This is a genomic window from Rickettsia amblyommatis (assembly GCF_002078335.1).
Lineage (GTDB): Bacteria > Pseudomonadota > Alphaproteobacteria > Rickettsiales > Rickettsiaceae > Rickettsia > Rickettsia rickettsii.
In genome coordinates, this window is the sequence record NZ_CP015012.1 from 1,164,111 (window position 1) to 1,189,200 (window position 25,090).

Below are 25,090 nucleotides of genomic sequence, written 5' to 3' on the forward strand. Positions count from 1 at the left end.
TATTTCTTTACCAAAGCAAATAGTAGTGATTTATCAGTAGCAAGCAGTATAACTACCGCATTAAAAGGCAAAATCTTTGGTGATAAAGCTTATATCTCTAAGGATTTATTTAGCATATTAAACTCTAGAGGCTTGCATTTATTTACAGGAATAAGGAAAGATATGAAGAATCTATCTATTAGATTTAGAAGATAAGATACTACTTCGTAAAAGATCGTTAATTAAGTCTATTCTTAACGTGTATTAAAGAAAAACATGAATCTTGAACATTCAAGACATAGGTCACCTAACAACTTTTTAGTTCATATTCTAGCTTGTGTTAATGCTTTTAATCTTACTAAAACTAATAAATTTATACCTTTTTTAAACAATTCACAACTTCCCTTATCCTAAACTGGCGTTATAAAAGCTTTTGATGATATATTACAAACACCTCAAAGTAAATGATACATAAAAGTTATAAAAATATTTAATGAATATCCTGAGTTTAAACAAGAGCTGGCTGAAAATATAAACAATCCTAATGCTCTCAAAAGGTTTAATAAATTATCTCCTGAAAAATAAATAATTATAGAAGGTTTCTTAATAGAAACTAAAGAACAAGCTAAACCTTTCTTAAAAGAATATTTTGAAAGCTATAAAGTTGATCCGAGTATTATGATATTATTCCTACTTTATTAAGTAAAATGTCTGAAACAATAGAGATTTTTGATACTCTGAATGCAAATCAAGGAGTAATGGTGGCTCTTCGAGAAATCTTTAGAAATGGTAGCGGGTGACGATAAATTAAAAAGTTTTTTTGCTGATAATAAAGCAGTCTTACCAGATATTGCCTCAGCTATTATTGAAAATACTCCGAATATACAAAGCATGACGAAAGAATATAATTTCGATAAACAAATGCTTAGTATAGTAGGTGAAGTTATGTCAAAACCGGAAATTGCACATGCTATTATTACAGATATAAATAAAGGCGATGATATGACCGTAACAAGCCGTGTAATTACTGCTTTTAATGAATCTTCATTTAAGTTAAAAATATATTAGTAGAGCAAAGTAAAGAGGGTTTATTCGATAATTTAATTAAAGGCATTTTAGAGCAAGATGAAATAGCCAAACTATAAAACAGCAACTTGAAAATTATGGACTAGAAACACAAGATACTACAAGACTTACGAATGTAATGCCTATATTACTTGATAATCCTGAATCATGAAAAAAGGTTTTTGATGGATTTGTTAAAGGTGATTATACGGGAATAGCTAAAGAATTGGTAATGTTAACTAAAGATAATCCCGAGATCAAAAATATTTAAACGATAATAAGGAAATATTTACAGGTATTTTAGATAAAACTTTAAAAGATGTACCCGGTATAAATAAGCTCGATAAGAAAGAATGATATAATACCTTCACACCTATGCTCAATCAACCGGATAAGCTGATTCAAATCTTAGAAAATATTGAAAATAAAAAAATATATTAATGTTGCTACTAGTATAGGTAGTTTAGTGTGGAAAGAAGGGCAAGCACTGAATATTATTAAACAAATACTAAATGTTGTTAAAGCGGGAGTTGGTTATTTTAATCAAAAATCTGATAAGAAACCAGAATTAGAAAATAAAGTTCCGGCTGATGTATTAAAAGAAGCACAAAGTATCGTCTCAAATTTAAATAGTAAGATTAATATTGTAGGACCTAAGACAAATACACTGTCCATTACTCCTATTTCCAATAATAAAAAGAGGGACGAAATACGTAGATAAGCTATATAGTTTTAAAAGGGTTTTTTAAAGTTTGAGTAAATTCTTCTTGGTTAGCATATTCCAATGTGATTTTATCTTGTATCTGATTTTTAAACCAAGTAACTTGTCTTTTAGCATACTGACGGGTTCGTATTTGAGCTGCATTTAAAGCCTCATCTAAAGTGAGATTGCCGTTTAAATAAGTTAAAATTTCTTTTATCCCTACAGCTTTCAAATTCGTATAATCTTTAGGAGCAAATTGCTTTTTTATTAAAGCTATTTCATCAATTGCCCCTTCTTTAAATATCTTATCTAAACGCTCATCACATGTTTTATATAAAAATTTTCGCTCAGGATTTAAGAAAATAATTTTGAAATTAAAATCAGATAAGATTTGTTCTTTTGGCAAAGTTTGAAAAGAAAAAATAGATTTACCGGTTTGCATGAATACTTCACAAGCTCTAATTAAACGCTGAGTATCATTTTGGTTTATTTTAGAAGCAGCAAGCGGGTCAAGCTTCTCTAATTTACCCCATAATTCTATATTGCCTATTTTAGCATGTAAGTTTCTTACCTGTTCTCGTAAATCTTCTGATATATCAGGAATATTATTATAGCCAAAAACTAAAGAATTGATATATAAACCCGTTCCACCTATTAATATAGGTAGCTTACCCCTATCGGTTATTTCTTTTATTTTTTCTGTCGCAAGTTTTAGATATTTTATTACCGAGAAATCTTCTGTCATTGATAAGAAGTTATATAAGTGATACAAGATTTCAGTTTTGTAGCTTTTCGGAGGGGAGGCGGTAATAATAGGAATTTCCTTATAAACCTGCATTGAGTCGATATTAATGATTTCGCCGTTATAAGCTTTAGCCAGTTCATGACCTAAATAAGACTTCCCGCTAGCAGTCGGCCCGCATAATATAATTATACTCTTCTGCTTTGAAGAATTGTTTCTGCAACACTTCGGATCACCTATTAAATATAGGCTGTGCGTACTCGCTCCTCGTTTTACATTCCCATTCTCCAAATCATTTGAGTATATTTCTTTCATTGTCACTTGTTTAACTAATAAATACGAACTTGTATCGTCATTACGAGCCAGCATTTATGCTGGCGTGGCAATCTCAGGAGTTTTTTTATATTATTTTATAAGATTGCCGCGTCGTTGCTAACGCCACTCCTCGCAATGGCGGAAAAACCTATCCATGTAACAACGTCTCGCAGGAATGACCTCATACCCTTAAACGGTTTCATCAGTATTAATAGTATTTCCTAAAGTCTCAGTATTAGCATTACTATCTGCCGGTCCACTAAATGTTATTGTACCAAGTTTGTTGTCATAACTAATAGTTGGACCATTAAATAAGCCTGCATCACTGTAGTCAATGGTCAGACTATTTAAACCGTTAGATGCGGCTACGTCACTGTTAAGTTTAAAAATGAGAGGATTATCAGTAGGCTCTATTATTTTTCTTTATATTAATTTAATGTAAGAAAAACATATAAAATAATATTTTAGAAAGCAATAATGTTTTAATAATTAATTAATAATCCGTATTTTTCAAGATATTTATTAATTATAGTGATTATTTCCTCTAAACCATTCTTACTATCTGATTCAGCCCTTGCAACTATAATAGATTCGGTATTAGAGCTACGCAAGAGCCACCAACCATGTGCAGTATTTACCCGTACACCGTCTATATCATTAAACTCTATTTTCTCTTCTAATGATTTTTCTTTAATCTCTTTAATAATTTGTAATTTTAACTCTGAAGGAACAAAAATTTTAATTTCCGGTGTACTATAGCTTTTCGGTATATCCTCTATTATCTCATCTAGAGTTTTACTTGATCTACTAAGTAAATCTAAAAATCTAAGAGCTGCATAAATTGCGTCGTCAAAACCAAAATATTTATCGGCAAAGAATATATGCCCGCTCATTTCGCCAGCGAGTAAAGCCTTTGTCTCAAGCATTTTGCTTTTAATAAAAGGATGACCTGTTCGCCATATTATAGGATGTCCTCCATATGATTTTATTTTAGCGACTATAAATTGGCTGACTTTTACATCCACTATTATAGTTGCGTTTGGATTTTCTTTTAAAATATCCTCAGCAAAAATGCATAAAACTTGATCACCGAATAATATTTTACCGCTTGAGCTTATAATGCCGATTCTATCACCGTCGCCGTCAAAAGCTATACCAAGGTCACAATTTTGTTCTTTAACCACGTTTATTAGCTCCTGCAAATTAGCAGGATTTGTAGGATCAGGATGATGGCTTGGAAAATTTCCGTCAATCTTACTATGTATGATTATATTCTTGTTTGAGAGATGCTTTTTAAGTTCTTCAACAATATCGCCAGTTGCGCCATTGCCGCAATCCCAAGCTACTTTTAATTTGGGATTAATGTTTATTCCATCTAAAATACGTTTTAGGTATTTAGATTGTATATTATGGATTCCTGCTTTCGCAGGAATGACATAAGGGGATGCTGGTGTAGTATTGGAGTAGTTATCCAAAATCTTAGTCAATAACTCCTGTATCTGATCACCGAAAAAAGGTTTACCGTTTTGTAGTATTTTAAAGCCGTTATCGTCACGAGGATTGTGTGACCCCGTGACCATAATACTACCGGCGGGCGTAAAGTGTTTATCGGCAAAATATAAAACCGGTGTTGGAACTACGCCAATATTGATGATTTCAGCCCCTGAGTGAGTTAATCCTAGTTCTAAAGCTTTACAAAGGGTAGGGGAGCTAAGCCGACCGTCTAAACCGACACAGATTTTATCGTTATCTTTCGTTATAGTCATCTCGGCAAAACCAAAGCCGATTTTATAAGCTACTTCTTCCGTTAAATCTTTAAGACTATTACCTCTTATATCATAAGCCCTAAAAATTGCTTTGTTAATTTGCATAGAAAACTGTTTTGAATATTATTACATGGCTCTTATGTCATTCCTGCAAAAGAGCCTTGTTGTATGGCTCGGAAAATCTACTCGATGTCATCCCCGCGTAGGCGGGGATCCAGCAAAATAACTTCAATATTTATATAGAAGCTACATAGTGTGATAAAATAAACCTATAAAAACTTGTTTTTTATAGGTTTTACTGGATTCCCGCCTACGCGGGAATGACATAAAACAATCCATGCAACAACACCTGCAAGTCGCTTGCAATGACGAATTTGCATAGTCTAGAAACTAAAACTCTCACCTAAATACACTTCCTTAACTTTCTTGCTATTTGCTATTTCCTTAGCACTTCCTTCTAATAATACTTTACCTTCAAAAATAACATAAGCACGGTCGACTATATCTAGAGTATCACGTACGTTATGGTCGGTAATTAATATACCTATATTAAATTCACGTAAATAATTAATTAGATTTTTGATATCGGAAATAGCAAGCGGGTCAATACCGGCAAGCGGTTCATCAAGCATGATAAATTTAGGCTCTATTGCTGCAAGTGCACGTGCAATCTCAAGCCTACGCCTTTCACCGCCTGATAAGCTAGCAGCGGATAAATCTTTTAAATGCACTATCGAAAACTTCTCTAACAAATTATGGGTTTTTTGTTCAATTGCTTCTTTATCATTTTCAGATATCTCAACTACAGCCTTAATATTATCTTCAACCGACAATCCCCGAAATATCGAAGGTTCTTGAAGAAGATAGCCGATTCCAAGCCTTGCTCGTAAATAAATAGGCAAGTTGGTAATATTTATATCATTTAAAAGTAATTGCCCTGAGTCCGGTTTCATTAAACCGATAATAATGTTAAAGCAAGTTGTTTTACCAGCTCCATTCGGACCGAATAAACCAACTATCTCTCCTTGTTTTATATTCAGAGATATATCAGTTAATATATTCCTTTTTTTGTAGGATTTTGATATATTTTTAACGTGTAAGCTGTCCATCTTTTTTATTTGTTAAGATTTTGTTGCGTGGATTAATTTTCAACGTCATTGCAAGAAAATTACGTAAGTAGTTGACGAAGCAATCAAGTTAAAAATACTAATCTTTAGCATTTTTTTTTAATTATTTTCTGGATTGTCACACTTCTTGCAATCGCTTGCAATGACTTACCAACGGTAAATAGCTCTATTTCTTAATAATATCTACATAGTAGATTAGTTTATTAGTTTTTAAAACATTATCGTCACGCTGTAATATTACATTACCAAGTAGAATAAGTTGTTTATTATCGAAAAAATATTTAGCACTATCTGCAAGTAATAATTCATTATTTATTTTTCTTTCTACAGTCAATTTAGTAGGGACAACTATATGATCAATAGTTTGCTTTTCATCTATTGTTTTATAAAAAATATATAATTCTTTCGTTCTAAGTATCGCATTATCGAAGTAAACAATAACATTTCCAAGATATGCTGCTTTTTGTTTGGTTCTATCAATAATTAAACTATCAGATTTGATATGTAAATTTGAAATATTTTTATCATTAGCATATATTATGGTACTAATTATAAGAAGTAAAACAAGTTTAATAATAGATATCTTTCCAAACTTCGTTTCTAGAGGTAATTTAGACGTCGAATCGGTGCTCATATCCTCATGTACTTCTTTGTACGCTGCGGTGCTGCGTTCCATGTCTCCTTTAAATTCCTCTCTATAAGCTGGTTTGGAAAGATGTCTAATCCGATAAATCGATGATTGTAGAGACATTGCCTTTAAAAATTATAATATTATTTTCATCTTTCGTATTAAAACTATCCGAAGTAATTGAAGAGTTTTTGTAAAGCAACTTAGCAGGGGAATGACCGGTTATATTCTTATTTACTAAATCAATCCTTGCATCGTTAGTGTGAAATATGATCTCATCAAAAAAAAGTTTTACATCATTTTTTAAATCTAATATGTTTGATTTTTCATCTAAAAAGCCTTCTTTCGCATTGATAATAAGAGTTTGGTCTTGATTTACGTTATAAATAGCATTTATTATATCTAGTTTATATTTGTTATCCGACTCTTTTATAGCTCGTTCAGTTTTAATCTTATACGCATTTAAATTTTTATTTACTCCTTCAAAAATTGAATCTTTCAATATAATATTATACTTTAAATCAAAATTTTTATTATTTTTTAAACTTTTTTTTGTAAAGTTAATATCGTTTTCTTCATTAATATAACTGCTTTTAATTAATATATATCCTATATACAAAATTCCAACTGTTATTAAAAGATATACAGATTTCCAAATTTTTTTTCGCCGTTTATAAGAAGAGGGCATAGATTTTAGCTAACCCCTATGCATAGTAAATCATGAATATGAATAATGCCTATAATAATGTTATCATCAACAATCGGTATATTAGTGATATTCTTGGCTTTCATTAAATTTAAAGCCTCTTTTGCAAATATTTCCGATGAAATATGAATAGGGTTTTTGGTCATAATGCTTGAGGGTGTTTTTAAGTGGATTTGATCGTTAATATGACGACGTAAATCCCCATCGGTTATAATTCCCACCAAGTTTTGGTTTTTATCTGTTACAAGCGTACAACCTAAACGTTTTTTATTCATAATAATTATAGTTTCGGCAAAGGAAGTATCTTCATATACTAAAGGTATTTCATCACCGCTACGCATTAGGTTTTTAATTTTTGTTAAATTAGCACCGATTGTACCTCCCGGATGATAAATTTTAAAATCATCTTTAGTAAAGCCTCGTTTTTCATGTACAACAGTCATTAAAGCATCACCGAGTGATAGCATGATTAAAGATGATATAGTAGGAGCTCCAATTACAGAAGCTTCCGGATATTCAGGTACTATTAATAAAAAATCGCTTCTTTTAGCTAAAGTAGAATTTTTATTCATTGTCATTGCAGCAATTTTTATGGAAGAGTTCTTGCAATATTCAAGTATATTAAATAGTTCTTTAGTTTCACCGGAATTAGATAACATAATTACTAGATCATTTCTCGTCACCATACCTAAATCGCCGTGACTTGCTTCTGCCGGATGTAAATAAAAAGCAGGCATACCGGTTGAAGAAAAGCTAGCAGCTATTTTTCTTGCAATATAACCGCTTTTGCCTATGCCGGTTAGGATTATCCGTCCTTTGAAAGATAGTAAAAATTCTATAATTCTGTTAAAGTCTTCAGGGATATTTTCGGATAATTTTTCTAAAGCACTTGCTTCACTAGAAATAACCCTCTTTGCGATGATTCGGTAATTATTTGTGTCGGTCATTTATTTACTCATTGTCATACCATGGCTTGTCCATGGTATCCAGTAAATTATTAGTATTATGAGCTATTTTTGTGGATACCCGAACCGTCATTGCGAGCAGCCGTAAGCTGCACGGCAATCTCATGAAATAATAACAAACTCCTGAGATTGCTTCGTCAATTACTTCGTAATTTCCTCGCAATGACGATTAAGCTTCATATCAATTAAAATACTTACGTTCTGTAATTACTTCAGCAGTTTCAGCATTATTATCTTCATTCCAAGCTCGTTTTTTACTAGAATCACGTCGCTGCTCAGGTTCTGAATTGTCCTTAGCATTATTAACATTAGTTTTTGGCTTTGTATTATTTGAAGCTTTATCTTTATCAGCATTTTTAATAGTTAATTTTGCCTTGCCTTTATTATCAAAGCCTATTAGCTTCACTTTTACTATATCGCCTTGTTTTAAAACACTGCTAACCGTTTCTATTCTTTCTTCTGAAACTTCACTAATATGAACAAAGCCGTCTTTATTACCTAAATAATTAATAAAAGCACCGGAATCTAAGACTTTCATTACCGTACCGTTAAATATTTCACCGATTTCAGGTTCAACGGCAATAGCTTTAATTTTATCTAAGGCAACTTTTAGCTTATCTCTATCTGAAGCATAAACAGACACCGTACCGTCATCGCTTATATCTATTTTAGCACCGCTAGTTTCACAAATTTCCTTTATTACTTTACCGCCTGGTCCTATAATATCTCTAATTTTATCCTTATCTATTTTTATAGTAGTAGTAGAAGGAGCATTTTTACTTAGTTCGTTATTTGGTTTACTGATAACTTTATTCATTTGCTCCAGTATATGCAAACGACCGAGTCGTGCTTGCTCTAAAGCTACTTTCATTATTTTAAAATCTACTCCGGATATTTTGATATCCATTTGTAATGCAGTAATCCCTTCGCTAGTTCCTGCAACCTTAAAGTCCATATCACCGAAATAATCTTCATCGCCGAGAATATCCGATAATACGGCAAATTTTTTGCCTTCCTTAACAAGTCCCATAGCAATACCCGCAACCTGTGCTTTTATCGGTACGCCGGCATACATTAAAGCAAGAGAGCTACCGCAAACAGTTGCCATTGAAGAAGAACCGTTAGACTCCGTAGTTTCGGCAACTACTCTAATAGAATAAGGAAATTGTACTTTATTAGGTAATATTGGATTAATAGCACGCAATGCGAGTTTACCGTGTCCGACTTCACGACGACTAGGTGCTTTCATAGGCATTGCTTCATTTACAGAGTAGGGCGGAAAGATATAATTGAGCATAAAACGCTCTTTATACTCACCCTCTAAACTGTCAACTATCTGCTCATCTAAACTAGTACCGAATGTAGTACTAACTAAGCTTTGCGTTTCACCTCTAGTAAATAAAGCTGAACCATGTGCGGAAGGTAGTAAACCTATTTCACAAGCAATTTGTCTTATATCCGTGGTACTTCTTCCATCGATACGTCTATTTTTTTCTAAAATCTCGTTACGTAATATATCTGATTCAATAGCTTTTAAAGCTGATTCGATTTGATAATTACTATATTTTTTATTTTCTATGTCGCTTACAAAATGTGTAAGAACTTTTCCAAGTATTAAATCTAAATTAGTGCTACGTTCTTGTCTAGATTTAATTGCAAAAGCTTGTTCAATTTCTTTTACAAATAACTTCTCAATTTCTTTCTTTAATGAAGCAGGATATAAATCTTGCATTTCAAGTTTTGGTTTTTTAGCTTCTTCTGCTAGTTCTTTAATTATCTTTATTACCGGCTGAAAGCTTTCAAATCCAAATTTTACGGCTTCTAACATTTGTTCTTCAGAGCGTAAATAAGCTTCCGATTCAACCATCATTACTGAATCTGATGTTCCTGCAACTACTAAATCAAGCTGACTTGTTTTTAATAATTCAAGTGTTGGATTTAAAACAAATTCACCATTGATTAAACCTACTTTACTTGCCGCAACTATTTCTAGATAAGGAGCAGGGGATAGGCTAAGTGCAGCCGATGCACCGATAATTGCAAGTATATCTACCGGAGTTTCAGGATCATATGAAAGAACACTGCAAGTTACATGCGTTTCATTCACAAAAGCCGGATGAAATAATGGTCTAATCGGTCTATCTATTAAACGAGATACTAAAACTTCTCTATCTGATGCTTTTCCCTCACGTTTAAAAAATCCCCCTGGTATCTTACCGGCAGCATATGCCATTTCTCTATAATTAATTGTTAAAGGAAAAAAACCTATACCCTCTTTTGCTTTGTTAGCTACTACTGCCGTACATAGTAAAACGGAATTACCCATTTTTACCGTAACTGCCCCGTCAGCTTGCCTTGCTATTTTACCTGTACTAAGCTCAAGAACTTTCCCGTTCCATGTAATACTCTTAGTTATTTCGTTAAACATCTATTTATCTCATTTCATAATTTATATTTTATTGTATTCTACCACGTCATTGCGAGGAAAATTACGAAGTAATTTGACGAAGCAATCTCAGGATATTTGACGAGATTGCCACGCAGCCTACGGCTGCTCGCAATGACGATTATCCCACTACTTAATCTTTCTAATTCCTAGCTTACTTATTAAATCTAAATATTTGCTAATATTATTCTTTTTAATATAGTTAAGTAATCTGCGGCGACGCCCGACTAAAATTAATAATCCGCGTCTTGAAGTATGATCTTTATGGTTAGATTTAAAATGCTCGGTTAAATTATTGATTCTTTCAGTTAAGATAGCGCATTGCACTGCACTTGAACCGGTATCATTTTCCGTTATAGCATATTCTTTAATTAATTGTTGCTTACGTTCTGTAGTAATCGACATCGATAATTTCTCCTTAAATATATAGACTTCCAGTTTTAAAAGAAGTCTTGTGTTAAATTAAATACTCGTAAAGAATTAAAGCAACTCTTGTTTAAGCTACCTATTGCAAGCAAAGTGCCTTTATAGCGAACCCATAAAAGATCAACAGACATCTTGCCAAACTCTACTTCTAGAGGTAATGTATACGTCAACCCGGTACTCGCATCCTCACGTACTAAAGTGTACGCTGTGGTGCTGCGTTCCGTGTTTCCTTCAAATTCCTCTCTATAAGCAAATTTGGTAAGATGTCTAAAGTCTTTTTCATAATTAAATAAACATTTCTGTCCATATTTAATTTGCTGTGCTTGGCTGTCAGTTGCATCAAGAACCAGGATGTCGTCCAGTATTGCTTCTATCTTTATACTTTTTGCCTCTAGGGAATTTTTGGTAATTTCGTCAGGCGATTTAATGCGGATAGCATTTTCTTCTTTAAATATTCCAACCTGAGTACGGCGTAATTCTATCACAAATCCTAAACTTTGCAAGGACAATGCCAAATCTTCTGCTAAAGTCCTTATATAAGTACCTTTTGAGCATTCCGTATAGTATGTAGCGGTGGCATTTTTCTCATCAAAATTTAAACATTTTAGATCATAAATAGTTATATTTCGTGGCTTTAATTCTACTTTTTTTCCCTCTCTAGCCAATTTATAAGCTCTTACACCGTTAACTTTAAGAGCTGAAAAAGCCGGCGGTATTTGTGTTACGTTACCGATAAATTTAGAACATACGGCATAAGCTTCTTCTTGAGAAGGGATACAATCTTTCGTTGCTATTACTTTACCGTCATAATCGCCGCTATTGGTTTGCGTTCCGAATTTTACGGTAAAAATATAGGTTTTTCTAGCATCAATTAGCAGATGTATCAACTTTGTAGCTTCACCTACGGCAAGCGGTAATATTCCTTCCGCTTCTACGTCTAAAGTACCGGCATGTCCTATCTTGGTTTTACCGAGTATTTTTTTTACTATGCTAACAAGTTGAGCAGAACTTATACCTCTTGGTTTATAAATATTTAACCAATAATTACTCATTTTAATTTGATTTTAACTTGACTTAAACTTAGAAAATCTTTAATATATAACTCTAGCCAATAGCAAGATAGGTTAGACCAAATAATGACGATTAACCTCAGTAATATAGAAAATTCTGCCTCTAAAATCAATAGCTGTTTTTCCAAACTTACTGATTATATCTGGCCTATAAAACGCCATGAAGTTTCTAAATTTTTATTCATCACTTTATTAATGTTCTGTATTTTATTTATCCAAAATCTAATCAGAGCTTTAAAAGATAGTATTGTTACTACTATGATCGGTGCCGAGACTATCTCGTTTTTGAAGTTTTGGGGAGTGATGCCGTCAGCTTTTTTAATGACTGCTATATATGTAAAGCTTGTTAATAAGATGAAAGCAGAAAATATATTTTATCTTATTATATCAATATTTTTAACATTCTTTGCTCTTTTTGCTTACATTATTTTTCCAAATCATGAAATGCTGCATTTAAGCCCTGTAACCGTTCAAAATTTAACGGCAAGTTTACCTAATTTAAAATGGTTTATATTGCTTTTATCAAAATGGAGTTTTTCGTTATTTTATATAATAGCCGAATTATGGCCAAACGTAGTTTTCGCATTACTGTTTTGGCAGTTTGTTAATAATATTACTACAGTGGAAGAATCTAAAAGATTTTATCCGTTATTCGGTTTACTGAGTCAAACAGGTATTTATTTAGCAGGGCAGTTTTTAGAAAATCTAAGTAATATTAATGATTACATAACTAATAAATTTGCATTGCAATCGTCTTTTCATACACTTTCTATACAAATTATACTAACTATAGTATTAATTTTAGGAATAATAGCTATTAAAACTTTCTGGTTGCTTAATCATAAAGTACTAGACAAAGAGCATATGGCGTTACTCAGGTTTAAAGCAAAGAAAAAATCTATGACTATTGCTGCAAGTTGTAAGATGCTTCTATCGTCAAGACATATTAGATTAATTGCAACTTTGCTTATCTGCTATGGCCTTGCCATTAATTTAGTAGAAGGTCCTTGGAAAGCAGCAGCTACTAAAATTTATAAAACTCCAACCGAATATGCAGCTTTTATAGGCAGTTATTTGCGTTATACCGGAGTATTGACTATTTTATTTGTCGTACTTGGTTCAAATATAGTGAGAAGACTTGGCTGGTTTACGGCAGCTGTTATCACCCCTTTAATAGTTTTTATTACCGGTATATTATTTTTTGCTGTTAATAATTTTGAAAGATTTGCCGGCTTAATAATAGCAAATTTTATTCTAACCGATCCTGCTTTAATTGCTATAACAATAGGTGCTATTCAAAATGTGCTTAGTAAATCAAGTAAATATACCTTATTTGATTCAACAAAAGAAATGGCCTATGTTCCTTTAGATCCGGAAATAAAAATAAAAGGCAAAGCTGCTGCCGACATGATAGGTACAAAACTCGGTAAATCTAGTAGTGCATTTTTACAATCATTGGTATTTATAATATTACCTTCCGCTAGTTATCAATCTATTTCCATCTGTTTAATGATTATATTTATAATTACTTGCTTAACCTGGCTTTGGGCAACTAAAGCACTCAATAAAGAATATAAAAATTCTATTAAATTTTCTCAATAATAATATTAGTTTTTTCTTGATATTACTAAAATCTCTATATACTATCTTTGACAGTATAACACAAACTGTGAAAGAGGATATGTTATGTCATTCCCGCGTAGGCGGGAATCCAGAAACAAGCGAAATAAATCGAGCTTTTAATTTAAAAATCTAATGTGCTTAGACTTTTTAGTGACTGGATGCCCCGCCTACGCGGGAATGACATAGAGAGTAAAGATCAACGTAACAACATCGGCTTGACTACGCATCACTTACAGTTTGTGCTAATTAATTTTTGGTTAAATGAGAGGTTTTATGAGTAAAGACGGTAACCTAGATACAAGTGAATTTGATCCTTTAGCAAATAAGGAATATACAGAAGAACAAAAGCAAAAATTAGAACAAGAGAAAAAAGAATTTTTATCTCAAACTACAACCCCAGAACTAGAAGCTGACGATGGTTTTATCGCTACTTCTGCATCTTCTGCTCAATCTACCCCTTCAATTAGTGCTTTATCGGGCCATATTTCTCCTGACAGTCAGACATCAGCCCCAATAACCAAGGCTGTAAGAGAAACAATTATACAACCGCAAAAAGATAATTTAATAGAACAAATATTAAAAGACCTGGCAGTCCTTGCAGACCGTGATTTAGCTGAACAAAAAAGAAAAGAAATAGAAGAAGAAAAAGAAAAAGATAAAACATTAAGTACTTTTTTCGGTAATCCGGCTAATAGAGAATTTATTGATAAGGCTTTAGAAAATCCTGAGCTTAAAAAGAAATTAGAATCAATAGAAATAGCCGGCTATAAAAATGTTCATAATACATTTAGTGCCGCTAGTGGATACCCTGGTGGATTTAAACCGGTACAGTGGGAAAATCAAGTAAGTGCAAACGATCTTAGAGCAACAGTAGTTAAAAATGATGCAGGTGATGAACTCTGTACCTTAAATGAAACAACTGTTAAAACTAAGCCTTTTACTGTAGCTAAACAAGACGGTACTCAGGTTCAGATCAGCTCATATAGGGAAATAGATTTTCCTATAAAACTTGATAAAGCCGATGGGTCAATGCATTTATCGATGGTAGCATTAAAAGCTGATGGCACAAAGCCCTCCAAAGATAAAGCCGTATATTTCACTGCCCACTACGAAGAAGGACCAAACGGTAAACCTCAACTTAAAGAAATAAGCTCACCAAAACCTTTAAAATTTGCCGGAACCGGAGATGACGCAATAGCTTATATAGAGCATGGTGGAGAAATTTATACACTTGCGGTAACACGCGGTAAATATAAAGAAATGATGAAAGAGGTAGAACTAAACCAAGGGCAGAGCGTTGATTTATCGCAAGCTGAAGATATTATAATAGGACAAGGACAAAGTAAGGAACAACCGCTAATAACTCCACAGCAAACAGCAAGTTCATCGGTTGAACCACCTCAGTATAAACAACAAGTATCACCAATTACTCCTACTAACCAACCACTGCAACCTGAGACTTCACAAATGCCACAGTCGCAACAAGTGAATCCAAACCTTCTTAATGCAGCTACAGCTTTATCAGGCAGCATGCAAGATTTATTAAATTATGTAAATGCAGGTTTCACAAAAGAAATTGATTTAATTAAAGAAGCAGCCACGGCAATTCTTAATAATGAGACAAGTGATATTGCTGAAAAGCAGACTAATATCATTGTTTTAGCTGAAAATACGGTCAATAATAAAAACCTCACACCGGATGCAAAAGTAGCTGGAGTCAATGCAGTATTAGAAACCATAAAAAATGATCAGAATACCCCAGACCTAGCAAAATCAAAAATGCTTGAAGCTACAGTAGCTATCGCTTTAAATTCAGAGAATCTTGAGCCGAAGCAAAAACAGCAGATGTTAGAAAAAGCAGTAGATGTCGGTTTAAGTCTTAAAGATGATGCAAGTAGAGCTGCAGCAATTGACGGTATTACGGATGCTGTAATAAAAAGTAACCTTTCTACTAAAGATAAAGGGACAATGCTTATAGCAGTAGGTGATAAGGTTAATGTCTCTGAATTAAGCAATGTGGAAAAACAAAAATTATTAGGTTCTGTATTACAGAAAGGTGTAGAAGCCCAAGTGCTCAGTCCGGCACAACAACAATTGATACAGCAGAATTTAGATAAGATTACGGCAGAACCAACTAAAAAAGATACAATAAAAAAAGTAAATGATATTTTGTTTGATCCTCTAAGTAATACTGAATTAAAAACAATAAACATACAAGCCATTACGTCTAATGTTTTAGATGGTCCGGCTACAGCAGAAGTCAAAGGCGAAATAATTCAAGAAATTACTAACACGGTTGCAGAAAGCTCGCTTGAAGCTCAAGACAAAGCAGAGATTGTTAAAGGGGTAGGCGAGACTATAGCTACTCATAGTGATACCTCTTTATCCTTACCTAATAAAGCACTTATTATGGCATCAGCGGAAAAAGGTATTGCAGAAAGTAAGACCAATTTACCTTATAGAGAGCTAATGACTAAAGGGTTAGTAGATGGTATTTATGAAGGCAAAGGAGGTCCTGAAATAACTAAGGCAGTTTCTAGCGGGATCGATAATAGTAATATTAATGACTCTGAGAAAGAGGCACTTAAAAAAGCTAAAGATGCAGCGAGTGAGGCAGCTTTAGATAGAGAAACTCAAAATTTAACTGAAGGGTTAAAAGGACAGAATATAGAAGAACACAAGCCTCGCGATGATATATATAACAAAGCTCAGGAAGTAATTAACGCTGTTAATCCTGTTATAGAAGCATTAGAAAAATCTAAAGAACCGGTAGTGTCGGCAGAAGAAAGAATTGTACAAGAAACTTCTAGTATATTAAATAATATCTCTAAGCTTGCAGTTGAGAAAGTCAATAATTTTCGTGCTATGCTTTCTCCAAATGGTAACCTTAAAACTCTTAAAGAAAAAAAAGAGGAATCAATAAAAAAAGTAGATGAGCTGGTAAAGGAATTTGGTACTAAATCTTCTACTGAAGAACAGCAAAGTTTCATTAAAGCTAATTTAATTGATGATAAAACTTTATCTAAAGAGGTACGTTTACAAACTATAGATAAGTTATTACAAGAACAAAAACGAGCAGAAGCAATTGAAAACCCTAGTGTTAAAACAGAAGATGTAAGGGTAGTATCAGGAAAGTCTGAATTAAAACCTATAAGTAAAGATAAGCCGGATATTGAAAAAGCTAAAATGGTAGTAGGAGTAGATAGAGTTAACATCAAAAAGAATATAAAAATTATGGGAGCATTAATGAATGCAAGAGATAGCATTCAGTCGGAAAATTTAAATAAATCAATACCTATTAAAAGAGGGTCTTCCCCTCCACAACGCTGATCAAGATTTGTATTCTGTGCTAAAAGCGGGAATCTAGTAAAACATATAAAAAATAAGTTTTTTATATGTTTATTTTATCAAATATGTAACTTCTGTATCAATGTTAAAGTTATTTTCTGGATTCTCGCTTTTGCGGGAATGACATAAATGATATCATAACATAATCAGTATGGCAGCTTGCCTTTATGCATTAGTCTTTAGTTTTTCTTTTCCAGCTAAACATTTTACTAAATTATTAATGGCTTGTTGTTCTTCCGTGCTATTAATTTTCATAAAATTTCTTGAAACTTCAATGCACATACGTTGATGTTGAGTATGTACGGGCTGCGGTTTATTAGCTTCTTCTAAACCTTCAAAGAAATAATCAATATTCCTATCTAAAGCTTCTGCGATTAGTACTAGCCTTCCTACAGAAATTCTATTAATTGCTTTTTCGTATTTTTGTAATTGTTGATGCGTAACATCAATTACTTCAGCAAGTTGTTGACGAGACAACCCCTTAGCGAGTCTTAAAGAATAAATTTTCTTGCCGATAAAACTATCAATTTTTTGTATAATATCGTTTTTTCTACCCATTATCCTCTCCTTGGTTACTTAATTATAACTATATTTAAAATTTTCTTTGAACAAAAATGATATTATCCTATATATATTATAAACATTTGGTTGTTATACCATTAAACTTATCCAAGTGTAAGTAGAAATGATACCATAAATTAATATTATAAGCAACTATAAAATAACATTTTTTAAGTTTTTTGTAATCATTTGGTAAATAATTATTAAATCGTGCAAAATTATTTCTTATCAAATAAAAATATCATAAGAACTTTAAAATTATTTTTAAAATATGAATACCTTATGTTTTAAAAACTTATTTACTGAAGCATAAATTACAATTTATAAAAAAATAAAATTTTGGCGTACTATAGAAAAATATAAAATTAATGCAAGGAAAAACTTCATTTCTATATTAATATTTCAAATCAAGGATAAAGTATAGTTTCATTTTAATTATAAATTAATTATTTACAGCGAACTTATTTAAGATTAAATATAAAATTAATAATAACAACTTAGCTTTTATAATGAGAAAAATTTTTAATTGTCTTTATGTAGCCTTATTTAGAACAATAGAAGATGATGGCATTGAACATTCGGGATATATGTCATTCATGATCCTTTTATCTATTTTTCCTTTCCTAGTATTCTTATTAGCTTTAACAAGCTTTTTAGGAGCTTCAGAACTTGGTCAAAATTTTATACAAATTTTTCTAGAGAGTCTTCCGGAACAAGCAACGGAATCAATAGAAAAAAGAACACGAGAATTACTAAGTGCTCCTCCTCAAAGTTTAATGAATCTTGCCATAGTAGGCAGTATTTGGACTGCTTCTTCTTTTGTAGAATGTTTAAGGACTATTTTAAATCGTGTATATCAAATAAAATCTCCCCCCCCTTATATAAGAAGAAGATTACTTAGTATTATACAGTTTCTTATAATTAGTGCCTTGATTACCTTTACTATGTTTCTTTTAGTGGTGATTCCAATATTATTTACAAAAATTCCGATAATATTAGAGACCATTGAAAAATATAAGATCATTTTAAATTTTATAAGATATTCTTTAATTTTAATTTTATTATTTTTAGGTGCCTCGTCTTTGTATTATATATTACCTAATGTAAAACTCAATTTTATTGATGTATTTCCAGGGGCTTTATTAACTGTGATATTATGGATAATAAGCGGCTATTTGCTTTCAACTTATATAGTCTACTATAATCAATTAAATCTAATGTATGGTTCCCTTGGTAGTATAATAGTTACATTAATATTCTTCTATATTATAAATATGATATTTATCTATGGTGCGGAATTTAATTATCTAATGAAAAATTATGAAAATATAGAATGAAGTGTAGCTTAAAGCACTTCATCAGTATTTAGTTTTACAAAAATAAAATAATTAATTGAAACAATTTCGGCAGTTTTATATTTAATATTTTATATCAATCTTTATTTTAGTTGTAAAAAACAATTATTGTTTAGTTTTTAGGTTTTGTAAACAAAATACAAATTATTAAAAAAAATCCGGTTTAAATAACATAAAGCTCTCCTGAGATGATGTCGGTAATGGAGTTAAATTATATTGTGGATCGAAAGCATTCCCGTAAATTTTTTCTATTGTTTGGAGCGAACTTGGAGATTTTAAAGCCAACAATATTGACTTTAAAATAGTAAAAATTGCTATATATGGATCGGTTTCGGGGGAAGATAAGCGATGTTCTAAACGTTTGGGAAAAGCATTTGGAGTTCGTACGGCTACGCTTCTATTATTTCCACCGTACGATATATGCGTAGGAGCCATAAATTTTTTATTTATCCGTGAATAATCTAGAGTAGTAGGCATAAAAGCGAGTAGGGTGTCTAACATATAGTGACATAGCCCTTGTGCTGCTAAAATTATATAATAATCATTGAACTCGGAATTAAAATTAATATGAAAATGCATACTATTACCATAATCATCCAAAAACGGCTTAGGCGAAAAATCTATATAACCGTTTAACTGCTGTGCCATTTTTTTTAAAATAGTTTTAACCTCTAATATATTTTTTATATATTGTATTAAGTTTATAGAAGGGGGAAGATCTATTTCAAATTGGTTATTGCCTTTTTCTTTTTTTATTTTAGCAATTTTAAATCTAGCTAAGTATTTTCTTGAAAGTATTTCAAATTTAGCTATATCAATATTGTGACTTAAATAAAACTCTATTTCTACGCCGATAATAGGGATTAGGTTATAGTCTTGATGAAATTGTGTTATTATTTTTTCTAGCTGTTTATTTTTTTGTAAACGACCGGATAAAGTATTAATAAAACTATTATAATTAATATAGGGTATTTTCATGGAAGGATTAATAAACGGATCAGTTTATTATAAAATTTTTGATAAAACATTCAATAATTCTAGTCATAGATATATAAAAAAAAATAATTCTATACATGAAACAGAAATAGTTGAAAACAAAAAATCTATTACTACTTATTTTAAAGCACAAGATATTTTAATTTTAAACCAAACACATGGCAATCAAATTGTTAATGCTGATGAGTCCATAATTGCCGTACCTGAAGCAGATGGCAGCATTACAACTAAAAAAAATTTAGTATTAGCGGTACAATCGGCAGATTGTGTACCGGTATTACTTACAAGCGGCGACGGTAAAATAATCGGAGCGGCACATGCAGGTTGGAAAGGAAGTATAAATAATATTATTAGTAATATAGTTACTAAAATAACAGAAAAAGGAGCAAAGAATTTAATAGCAGTGATAGGTCCTGCTATAGCGCAAAGTTCATATGAAGTTGATGATGAATATTATAAAGCTTTCTTAAGTAAGGATATTAACAATAAACAGTTTTTTATAAACTCTATAAAAGAAAATCATTATATGTTTGATTTACCGGCTTTTGTAGAGTTAAAACTTAAAGAAGCAGGCGTCAAAGATATAAAAAATATTGCTGAAGATACTTACACAAATCCATTAAAATATCCAAGTAAAAGACGCGCATATCATTTGCAAGAACCTTATAATCAGAATATATTATCAGCTATCGTAATGAAATAATGGCATTGCTAAATAAATATTGATGGTTTGAACAAGTTACACCATTGCAAGGAGGCGTTGTTGCATGGACACTGAGTCATCATTATAAGCAGCCATAGGCTGCGTGGCAATCTAGAAAATAATTAAAAAAATTCTGTAAATTAGAATTTTTTACTGGATTGCTTCGTCAATTACTTTGTAATTTCCTCGCAATGACGGGAAAACCGGTCTATGCCACAATGCTCGCTCGCAATAACGATATCTATCTTTATTTAGCAATGCAAAAATAACCCTTCATTTATCAGAGTATATTAATGAATCAAGATAAACCTTACTATCAAATAGTTTATGCACCAAACGATATTTTTAAAAAACAAGCAGAATATATAGACATTGTTGATGATAATATTCGTACTATTGTCGATAAAGTGCTTCAGAATTTACATATAGAAAGGGCAGTGGGCTTGGGTGCTAATATGGTAGGAATATTAAAGCGTATAGAGGTAGTTGACCTACATGAAAATAATAAATCATCGCCTATAGTTTTTATTAATCCGGACATCACTTATTTTTCGGAAGAAAAAAAAACTTTTATTGAGGGTTCTTTATCGTTTCCAGGCATTGAAGCATCTATTACACGATCAAAAGCAATCAAGGTAAAATATCTTGATTATAACGGTAATAAGCAAGAACTAGCAGCAGAAGGCTTTTTAGCAACTGTAATTCAGCATGAAATAGATTATTTAAACGGCAAAACTTTCTTAGATTATTTATCAAAACTTAAGCGTGATACACTACTTAAAAAGATGCTAAAGCATATAAAACTCCAGCCTCCACATATTCACGGTAGCGGTTGTAAGCATTAGACATTTTCTCAAACTTCGCTTCTAGAGGTAATTTATACATCGAGTCTAGACTCGTATCCTCACGTACACACTAGCGGTGACAAGTGCTTCTGTGTCTCCTTTAAATTCCTCTCTATAAGCGTTTGGAAAGATGTCTATTAAAGTTTTTGACATTTAAATTTAAAATATGTTATAACTGACTAGTTAATTAACTAGTTAATTATATGAAAAACACAATTACAGCCTTTGATGCTAAAACCCATTTTTCTAGATTATTAGACCGCGCTAGTAAAGGTGAAGAAATTTTAATTACTAAAAGAGGGAAAGCTGCTGCAAAAATTGTTCCTATTGATTCTCATAATAATATTGAAATAGCAAAGATTGCAGTTCTTAGACTTCGAAAACTTGCAAAAGAAATTAATTTACAACCATCGGATTTAGAAGTATGGCTAAATTACAAAAATGAGGGTAAGAAGTAAAAAATGGTCTCTTTTATTTTAGATTCTTCAATCGCTTTATCATGGCTTATGCCTGATGAAGTAGCAAGCTTGGACATACTAGATAAAACCATAACAGAAGGAGCAATTGTCCCTGCTATTTGGGAGCTTGAGATTGGAAATGTATTATCATATGCAGAGCGTACAAAACGTCTTACTGCAAATCAACGTCACCAAGCAATTTATACTTTAAAGGATCTTTACATCAAAATTGATCAAATAACACTGGAGCATATATGGTTTGAGACAATGGATTTAGCCGTACAATATGGATTAACACTTTATGATGCTAGCTATTTAGAGCTAGCATTACGCTGTGGGTTACCAATAGCAACACTTGATAAATCCTTAAAACAAGCCAGTAAAGCCGCTGGGGTCGTAGTATTGTGATCACATCTTCACAAGTCGTAGCCAAGCTTCCCAGTCACGTTTGCCTAAATCTGCTTTAAACGATAATAAGTCTTTTACCGTCTGCTTACATATTTCTACAGAAGGGATTATAAGCTCTTGTTCTTTTGTAGAATTTAATAGGCATTGCGTTTTACAAGCTTGTTCTAAATGGTAAATATAAAACATAGCTTCATGAATAGTTTTGCCGCAGGTAATAGTACTGTGATTACGAAGTAACATCACATAATTCTGTTTAAGATCAGTAACAAGTCTACTACTCTGTGTGTCAGCATCTAGGACTAGAGAATTATAATTATGATATGATATTCTGTCGTAAAAATGTAATGCCCATTGGACTAATCGGTAAAAGCCCACATTTTAAAGCAGAAACGGCAATAACTGCAGGAGTATGATAATGAAAAATGGCAGAAATATCAGGGCGTGTTTTATAAATACTACCATGAATAAAGTAACCGGTTTTATTATATTGATATTCTTCCCCTTCTAAAATTTGTCCGTCTAAACTAACTTTTAAAAGATTCTCTGTAGTTACTTCTTCAAATCTGAGTCCAAAAGGATAAATATAGTAAAAATTGGCATTTTGAGGTCTTGCGGATAGATGCGTATAAGTATGACCATCCAGCGATAAATACGCCATTATTCGGTAAGCGGTAGCTAAATTATATTTTATATCCATAATTGTTAAAATCTATATTGGTTTTATGTTATTCTCGCGTGATGTTGTTGCGTGAATCAGCTTTCCCGTCTAAGCTACGGAAATTGCATAGTAATTGACGAAGCAATCTCAGAAGTCTGTTATTATTTTATGAGATTGCCACGCAAGTACTACGACTGCTCGCAATGATGGGGTAATATCTACACAACAAGGCCACACAGGAATGACATAGAAGCTGTGCAACAAATCCTCAACGCTATTTAAAAGGAGCGTATACCGCTTCTTCATTTGTTTCTATAATTGCTTCTTTAGGAGCTTTTATGCATTCTTGTAAGGATTTCTTACCTAAATACGGTACTAGATTATAATTTAATATATAACATTGTAAATTATCTTTCTTACCGCTAAAGTTAAATTCAATTTTATTGCCTTGCTCCAATAGCTTTTTAACTTCTGTTGTTTGCTGGATAAAATTCTTTTGTTCTAAGTTTAAGTGTTTGATTCTTAGTATATTTTTTACTACGGAAAACGTAGAAACAGCAAGCAGCAGAAGGAATATAAATAACTCTTTATTACTTTGCTTGTGTAAGAAAATACTATTTTTAACATATGAAGCTGCAATCATTCCGATAGCTATAACATAACATCCAAGATATCTCAGTAACGATGCTCCTCTAATTGCCTCTTCATAACTAAAGTTAAAGAAATATAAATATAACCGCCACAAAGCAAAAATTATAAAACACACAAACGTACTTATCAGGAAAAATTTATATTCTTTAAGCAAATCCGGTTTATATTTACGAATTCCGTACCATGCAGCTATACAAATAGTATATACAACTAAACTTCCTTCTTTTAATAAGAATAACAAGAGAAATTTACCGTAATTCAGTAATAATGATCTATGCTGTTCATTAAAATTTTCAGCAATATATACTAAATTGCTAAAACTATGTTCGCATCTGTCAAAAAAATCATGGGTATTTTTAAAATAACTCATCCAAATAAAATTACACAAAATAGGTAAAGTAAGTAAAATCAGATACGTAATATAATCACTTGATTTTTTAGGCTTTTTATAAAAAATTGTATAATGAGCTATAAGAGTTATCGAAGCAAAACTAGCAAGCCATGTTCCAATTTCTCGGAAAGAGGCAAGTAATATCGTAATAGGTAAAATAAGCAATAATGCTTTTTTCTTGTCTTCCGCAAGGATATAAATTGCAAAAATAGCTCCGAACATTAAGCCAATAGTACTATCGTTATATATTGAACGAATCCCGGTCGTATATAATACTACGCCGCAAAGTAAAAGTGAAAACAACATTCCGGTTTGCCACAATTTCTTATTTGCGGCTAAAGGAGCTAGAAATGCTAAATGTAATAAGAAATGAGCAAATAATACGTTACCGTCCGAATAACCTGAAAGTAGCAGCATAAAATAATGATAAACGGCAGCTCCTCTTGGATAATGGGCATGAGTAGTAATAATGGAAGTTAACGAAGACTGATTTTCAAAAACACCGAAATATAACAATTCTTTAGTAAATATTCCCCAATGTGAGAAATCATCATAAGCATGCAGCGATGCATCTCTGGTATAAAGAAAAAACAAAAGAATCAATAAAGTAAATACAATGATTTCAATTATATTTTTTCTAGATTCCTGCTTCCACAGCAATGACATGAAGAAGGTATTATTGCATAGATCAAGAAATGCGTGCGGTGTCATACCGTGGCTTGACCACGGTATCCAAAAATATAACTTAAAAATACTAAACATTTTTAACTGGATCCCGCGATCAAGTCGCGGGATGACAGGAGCAGAGCCAACCCCTACAACAACGCCTATGAAATGCAGGAATGACATAAAAGCTAAAAATATACCGATGAGATAACATATATATGTTGCAGCCGGTAATAGCTTTAACATAGCAAAACAATATAAAATCGGTACTAATATGCTGATTGTGACGGGAAGAGCGAAAGTCAATTTTGTTTTGAAATATTTGGCAAAAAAAGACGAAAACCCAAAAATGCTTAATATCGGTATTATGATCATATTAATTTGTAAATAATTTTTTAGTCATTGCGTGGACCGGCAAAACCCACTGTGTCACCCCGTGGCTTGACCACGGGATGACAGAGGTGAAATTGATTCACGCAACAAGGCCAC

21 protein-coding genes and 4 pseudogenes are annotated in these 25,090 nt (G+C 32.1%); 11 read left to right on the forward strand and 14 right to left on the reverse strand.

The features are described 5' to 3' along the window. Window positions 1–48: 48 nt before the first annotated feature. On the forward strand, window positions 49–195 hold the full coding sequence (locus tag A3305_RS06645; RefSeq protein WP_231289122.1) for a transposase: 147 nt from the start codon (window positions 49–51) through the stop codon (window positions 193–195). Between the two features lie 207 nt (window positions 196–402). Further along, window positions 403–1,594: pseudogene (locus tag A3305_RS10790) on the forward strand (hypothetical protein); the annotation flags it as partial. 172 nt (window positions 1,595–1,766) lie between these two features. Here A3305_RS10790 and miaA read toward each other — a convergent pair. The 10 genes and pseudogenes from miaA to truB all read right to left on the reverse strand — a co-directional run bounded on the left by miaA (window position 1,767) and on the right by truB (window position 11,920). Beyond that, window positions 1,767–2,858, reverse strand: a complete 1,092-nt coding sequence (gene miaA, locus A3305_RS06660) for a tRNA (adenosine(37)-N6)-dimethylallyltransferase MiaA (RefSeq protein WP_014392265.1) — start codon at window positions 2,856–2,858, stop codon at window positions 1,767–1,769. 135 nt (window positions 2,859–2,993) lie between these two features. Continuing rightward, window positions 2,994–3,224, reverse strand: a pseudogene (locus A3305_RS11890) (hypothetical protein); the annotation flags it as partial. A gap of 62 nt (window positions 3,225–3,286) precedes the next feature. Then, a complete protein-coding gene (locus A3305_RS06670) occupies window positions 3,287–4,675 on the reverse strand; it encodes a phosphomannomutase/phosphoglucomutase (RefSeq protein WP_014392266.1) in 1,389 nt (462 codons plus the stop codon). 278 nt (window positions 4,676–4,953) lie between these two features. Next, window positions 4,954–5,679: an LPS export ABC transporter ATP-binding protein gene (lptB, locus tag A3305_RS06675; RefSeq protein WP_014392267.1), complete on the reverse strand. Its 726-nt coding sequence runs from the start codon at window positions 5,677–5,679 to the stop codon at window positions 4,954–4,956. A gap of 184 nt (window positions 5,680–5,863) precedes the next feature. Further along, entirely contained in the window at window positions 5,864–6,331 is a 468-nt protein-coding gene (locus A3305_RS06680; protein ID WP_410524384.1) for an LptA/OstA family protein, read from the reverse strand. A gap of 85 nt (window positions 6,332–6,416) precedes the next feature. Beyond that, window positions 6,417–7,013, reverse strand: coding sequence for an LPS export ABC transporter periplasmic protein LptC (gene lptC, locus A3305_RS06685; protein ID WP_014392269.1), 597 nt, complete (start codon window positions 7,011–7,013; stop codon window positions 6,417–6,419). Window positions 7,014–7,018: 5 nt separating this feature from the next. Continuing rightward, window positions 7,019–7,978, reverse strand: coding sequence for an SIS domain-containing protein (locus A3305_RS06690; protein ID WP_014392270.1), 960 nt, complete (start codon window positions 7,976–7,978; stop codon window positions 7,019–7,021). A 199-nt stretch (window positions 7,979–8,177) separates the two neighbouring features. Continuing rightward, on the reverse strand, window positions 8,178–10,424 hold the full coding sequence (pnp, locus tag A3305_RS06695; protein ID WP_014392271.1) for a polyribonucleotide nucleotidyltransferase: 2,247 nt from the start codon (window positions 10,422–10,424) through the stop codon (window positions 8,178–8,180). Between the two features lie 147 nt (window positions 10,425–10,571). Next, complete coding sequence (rpsO, locus tag A3305_RS06700) at window positions 10,572–10,847, reverse strand: 30S ribosomal protein S15 (RefSeq protein ID WP_014392272.1); 276 nt, start codon at window positions 10,845–10,847, stop codon at window positions 10,572–10,574. A 35-nt stretch (window positions 10,848–10,882) separates the two neighbouring features. Beyond that, window positions 10,883–11,920: a tRNA pseudouridine(55) synthase TruB gene (truB, locus tag A3305_RS06705; protein ID WP_014392273.1), complete on the reverse strand. Its 1,038-nt coding sequence runs from the start codon at window positions 11,918–11,920 to the stop codon at window positions 10,883–10,885. An 84-nt stretch (window positions 11,921–12,004) separates the two neighbouring features. On the opposite strand from truB, the gene tlc4 reads away from it, so the two are divergent. After that, window positions 12,005–13,540 (forward strand): NTP/NDP exchange transporter Tlc4, encoded by a 1,536-nt coding sequence (gene tlc4 / locus A3305_RS06710; protein WP_014392274.1) that lies wholly within the window; start codon window positions 12,005–12,007, stop codon window positions 13,538–13,540. A gap of 294 nt (window positions 13,541–13,834) precedes the next feature. Beyond that, entirely contained in the window at window positions 13,835–16,891 is a 3,057-nt protein-coding gene (locus tag A3305_RS06715; protein ID WP_014392275.1) for a Sca4 family spreading effector, read from the forward strand. 183 nt (window positions 16,892–17,074) lie between these two features. Here the strand turns inward: A3305_RS06715 and A3305_RS06720 are convergent, their stop codons facing one another. After that, window positions 17,075–17,467 (reverse strand): helix-turn-helix domain-containing protein, encoded by a 393-nt coding sequence (locus tag A3305_RS06720; protein WP_014392276.1) that lies wholly within the window; start codon window positions 17,465–17,467, stop codon window positions 17,075–17,077. A 512-nt stretch (window positions 17,468–17,979) separates the two neighbouring features. Here A3305_RS06720 and A3305_RS06725 point away from each other — a divergent pair. Next, the gene (locus A3305_RS06725; protein WP_014392277.1) at window positions 17,980–18,807 is read left to right on the forward strand and encodes a YihY/virulence factor BrkB family protein; all 828 of its coding nucleotides are present in this window, start codon (window positions 17,980–17,982) and stop codon (window positions 18,805–18,807) included. A gap of 165 nt (window positions 18,808–18,972) precedes the next feature. Here the strand turns inward: A3305_RS06725 and A3305_RS06730 are convergent, their stop codons facing one another. Next, window positions 18,973–19,803 carry a glutamine synthetase family protein gene (locus A3305_RS06730; protein ID WP_014392278.1) on the reverse strand — a complete coding sequence of 277 codons (831 nt, stop codon included), beginning with the start codon at window positions 19,801–19,803 and terminating at the stop codon, window positions 18,973–18,975. Here A3305_RS06730 and pgeF point away from each other — a divergent pair. From pgeF to A3305_RS06755, 5 genes and pseudogenes are all read left to right on the forward strand, one after another. Beyond that, on the forward strand, window positions 19,802–20,524 hold the full coding sequence (pgeF, locus tag A3305_RS06735; RefSeq protein WP_014392279.1) for a peptidoglycan editing factor PgeF: 723 nt from the start codon (window positions 19,802–19,804) through the stop codon (window positions 20,522–20,524). The genes A3305_RS06730 and pgeF overlap by 2 nt on opposite strands. 101 nt (window positions 20,525–20,625) lie before the next feature. Next, a pseudogene (locus A3305_RS09055) lies at window positions 20,626–20,729 on the forward strand (lytic transglycosylase domain-containing protein); the annotation flags it as partial. 88 nt (window positions 20,730–20,817) lie between these two features. Beyond that, complete coding sequence (gene def / locus A3305_RS06740; RefSeq protein WP_014392280.1) at window positions 20,818–21,369, forward strand: peptide deformylase; 552 nt, start codon at window positions 20,818–20,820, stop codon at window positions 21,367–21,369. Between the two features lie 203 nt (window positions 21,370–21,572). Beyond that, window positions 21,573–21,827, forward strand: a complete 255-nt coding sequence (locus tag A3305_RS06750; RefSeq protein WP_014392281.1) for a type II toxin-antitoxin system Phd/YefM family antitoxin — start codon at window positions 21,573–21,575, stop codon at window positions 21,825–21,827. A 3-nt stretch (window positions 21,828–21,830) separates the two neighbouring features. Further along, window positions 21,831–22,235: a type II toxin-antitoxin system VapC family toxin gene (locus tag A3305_RS06755; protein ID WP_014392282.1), complete on the forward strand. Its 405-nt coding sequence runs from the start codon at window positions 21,831–21,833 to the stop codon at window positions 22,233–22,235. Here the strand turns inward: A3305_RS06755 and A3305_RS06760 are convergent. Both A3305_RS06760 and A3305_RS06765 read right to left on the reverse strand, forming a co-directional pair. Continuing rightward, a pseudogene (locus A3305_RS06760) lies at window positions 22,236–22,932 on the reverse strand (class II aldolase/adducin family protein). It lies immediately after the preceding gene. Between the two features lie 235 nt (window positions 22,933–23,167). Continuing rightward, window positions 23,168–24,847 carry a hypothetical protein gene (locus tag A3305_RS06765; RefSeq protein WP_014392283.1) on the reverse strand — a complete coding sequence of 560 codons (1,680 nt, stop codon included), beginning with the start codon at window positions 24,845–24,847 and terminating at the stop codon, window positions 23,168–23,170. Between the two features lie 28 nt (window positions 24,848–24,875). Here A3305_RS06765 and A3305_RS11620 point away from each other — a divergent pair, with 28 nt between their 5' ends. Then, window positions 24,876–24,992: a pyruvate phosphate dikinase gene (locus tag A3305_RS11620; protein WP_144010750.1), complete on the forward strand. Its 117-nt coding sequence runs from the start codon at window positions 24,876–24,878 to the stop codon at window positions 24,990–24,992. Window positions 24,993–25,090: the final 98 nt, after the last annotated feature.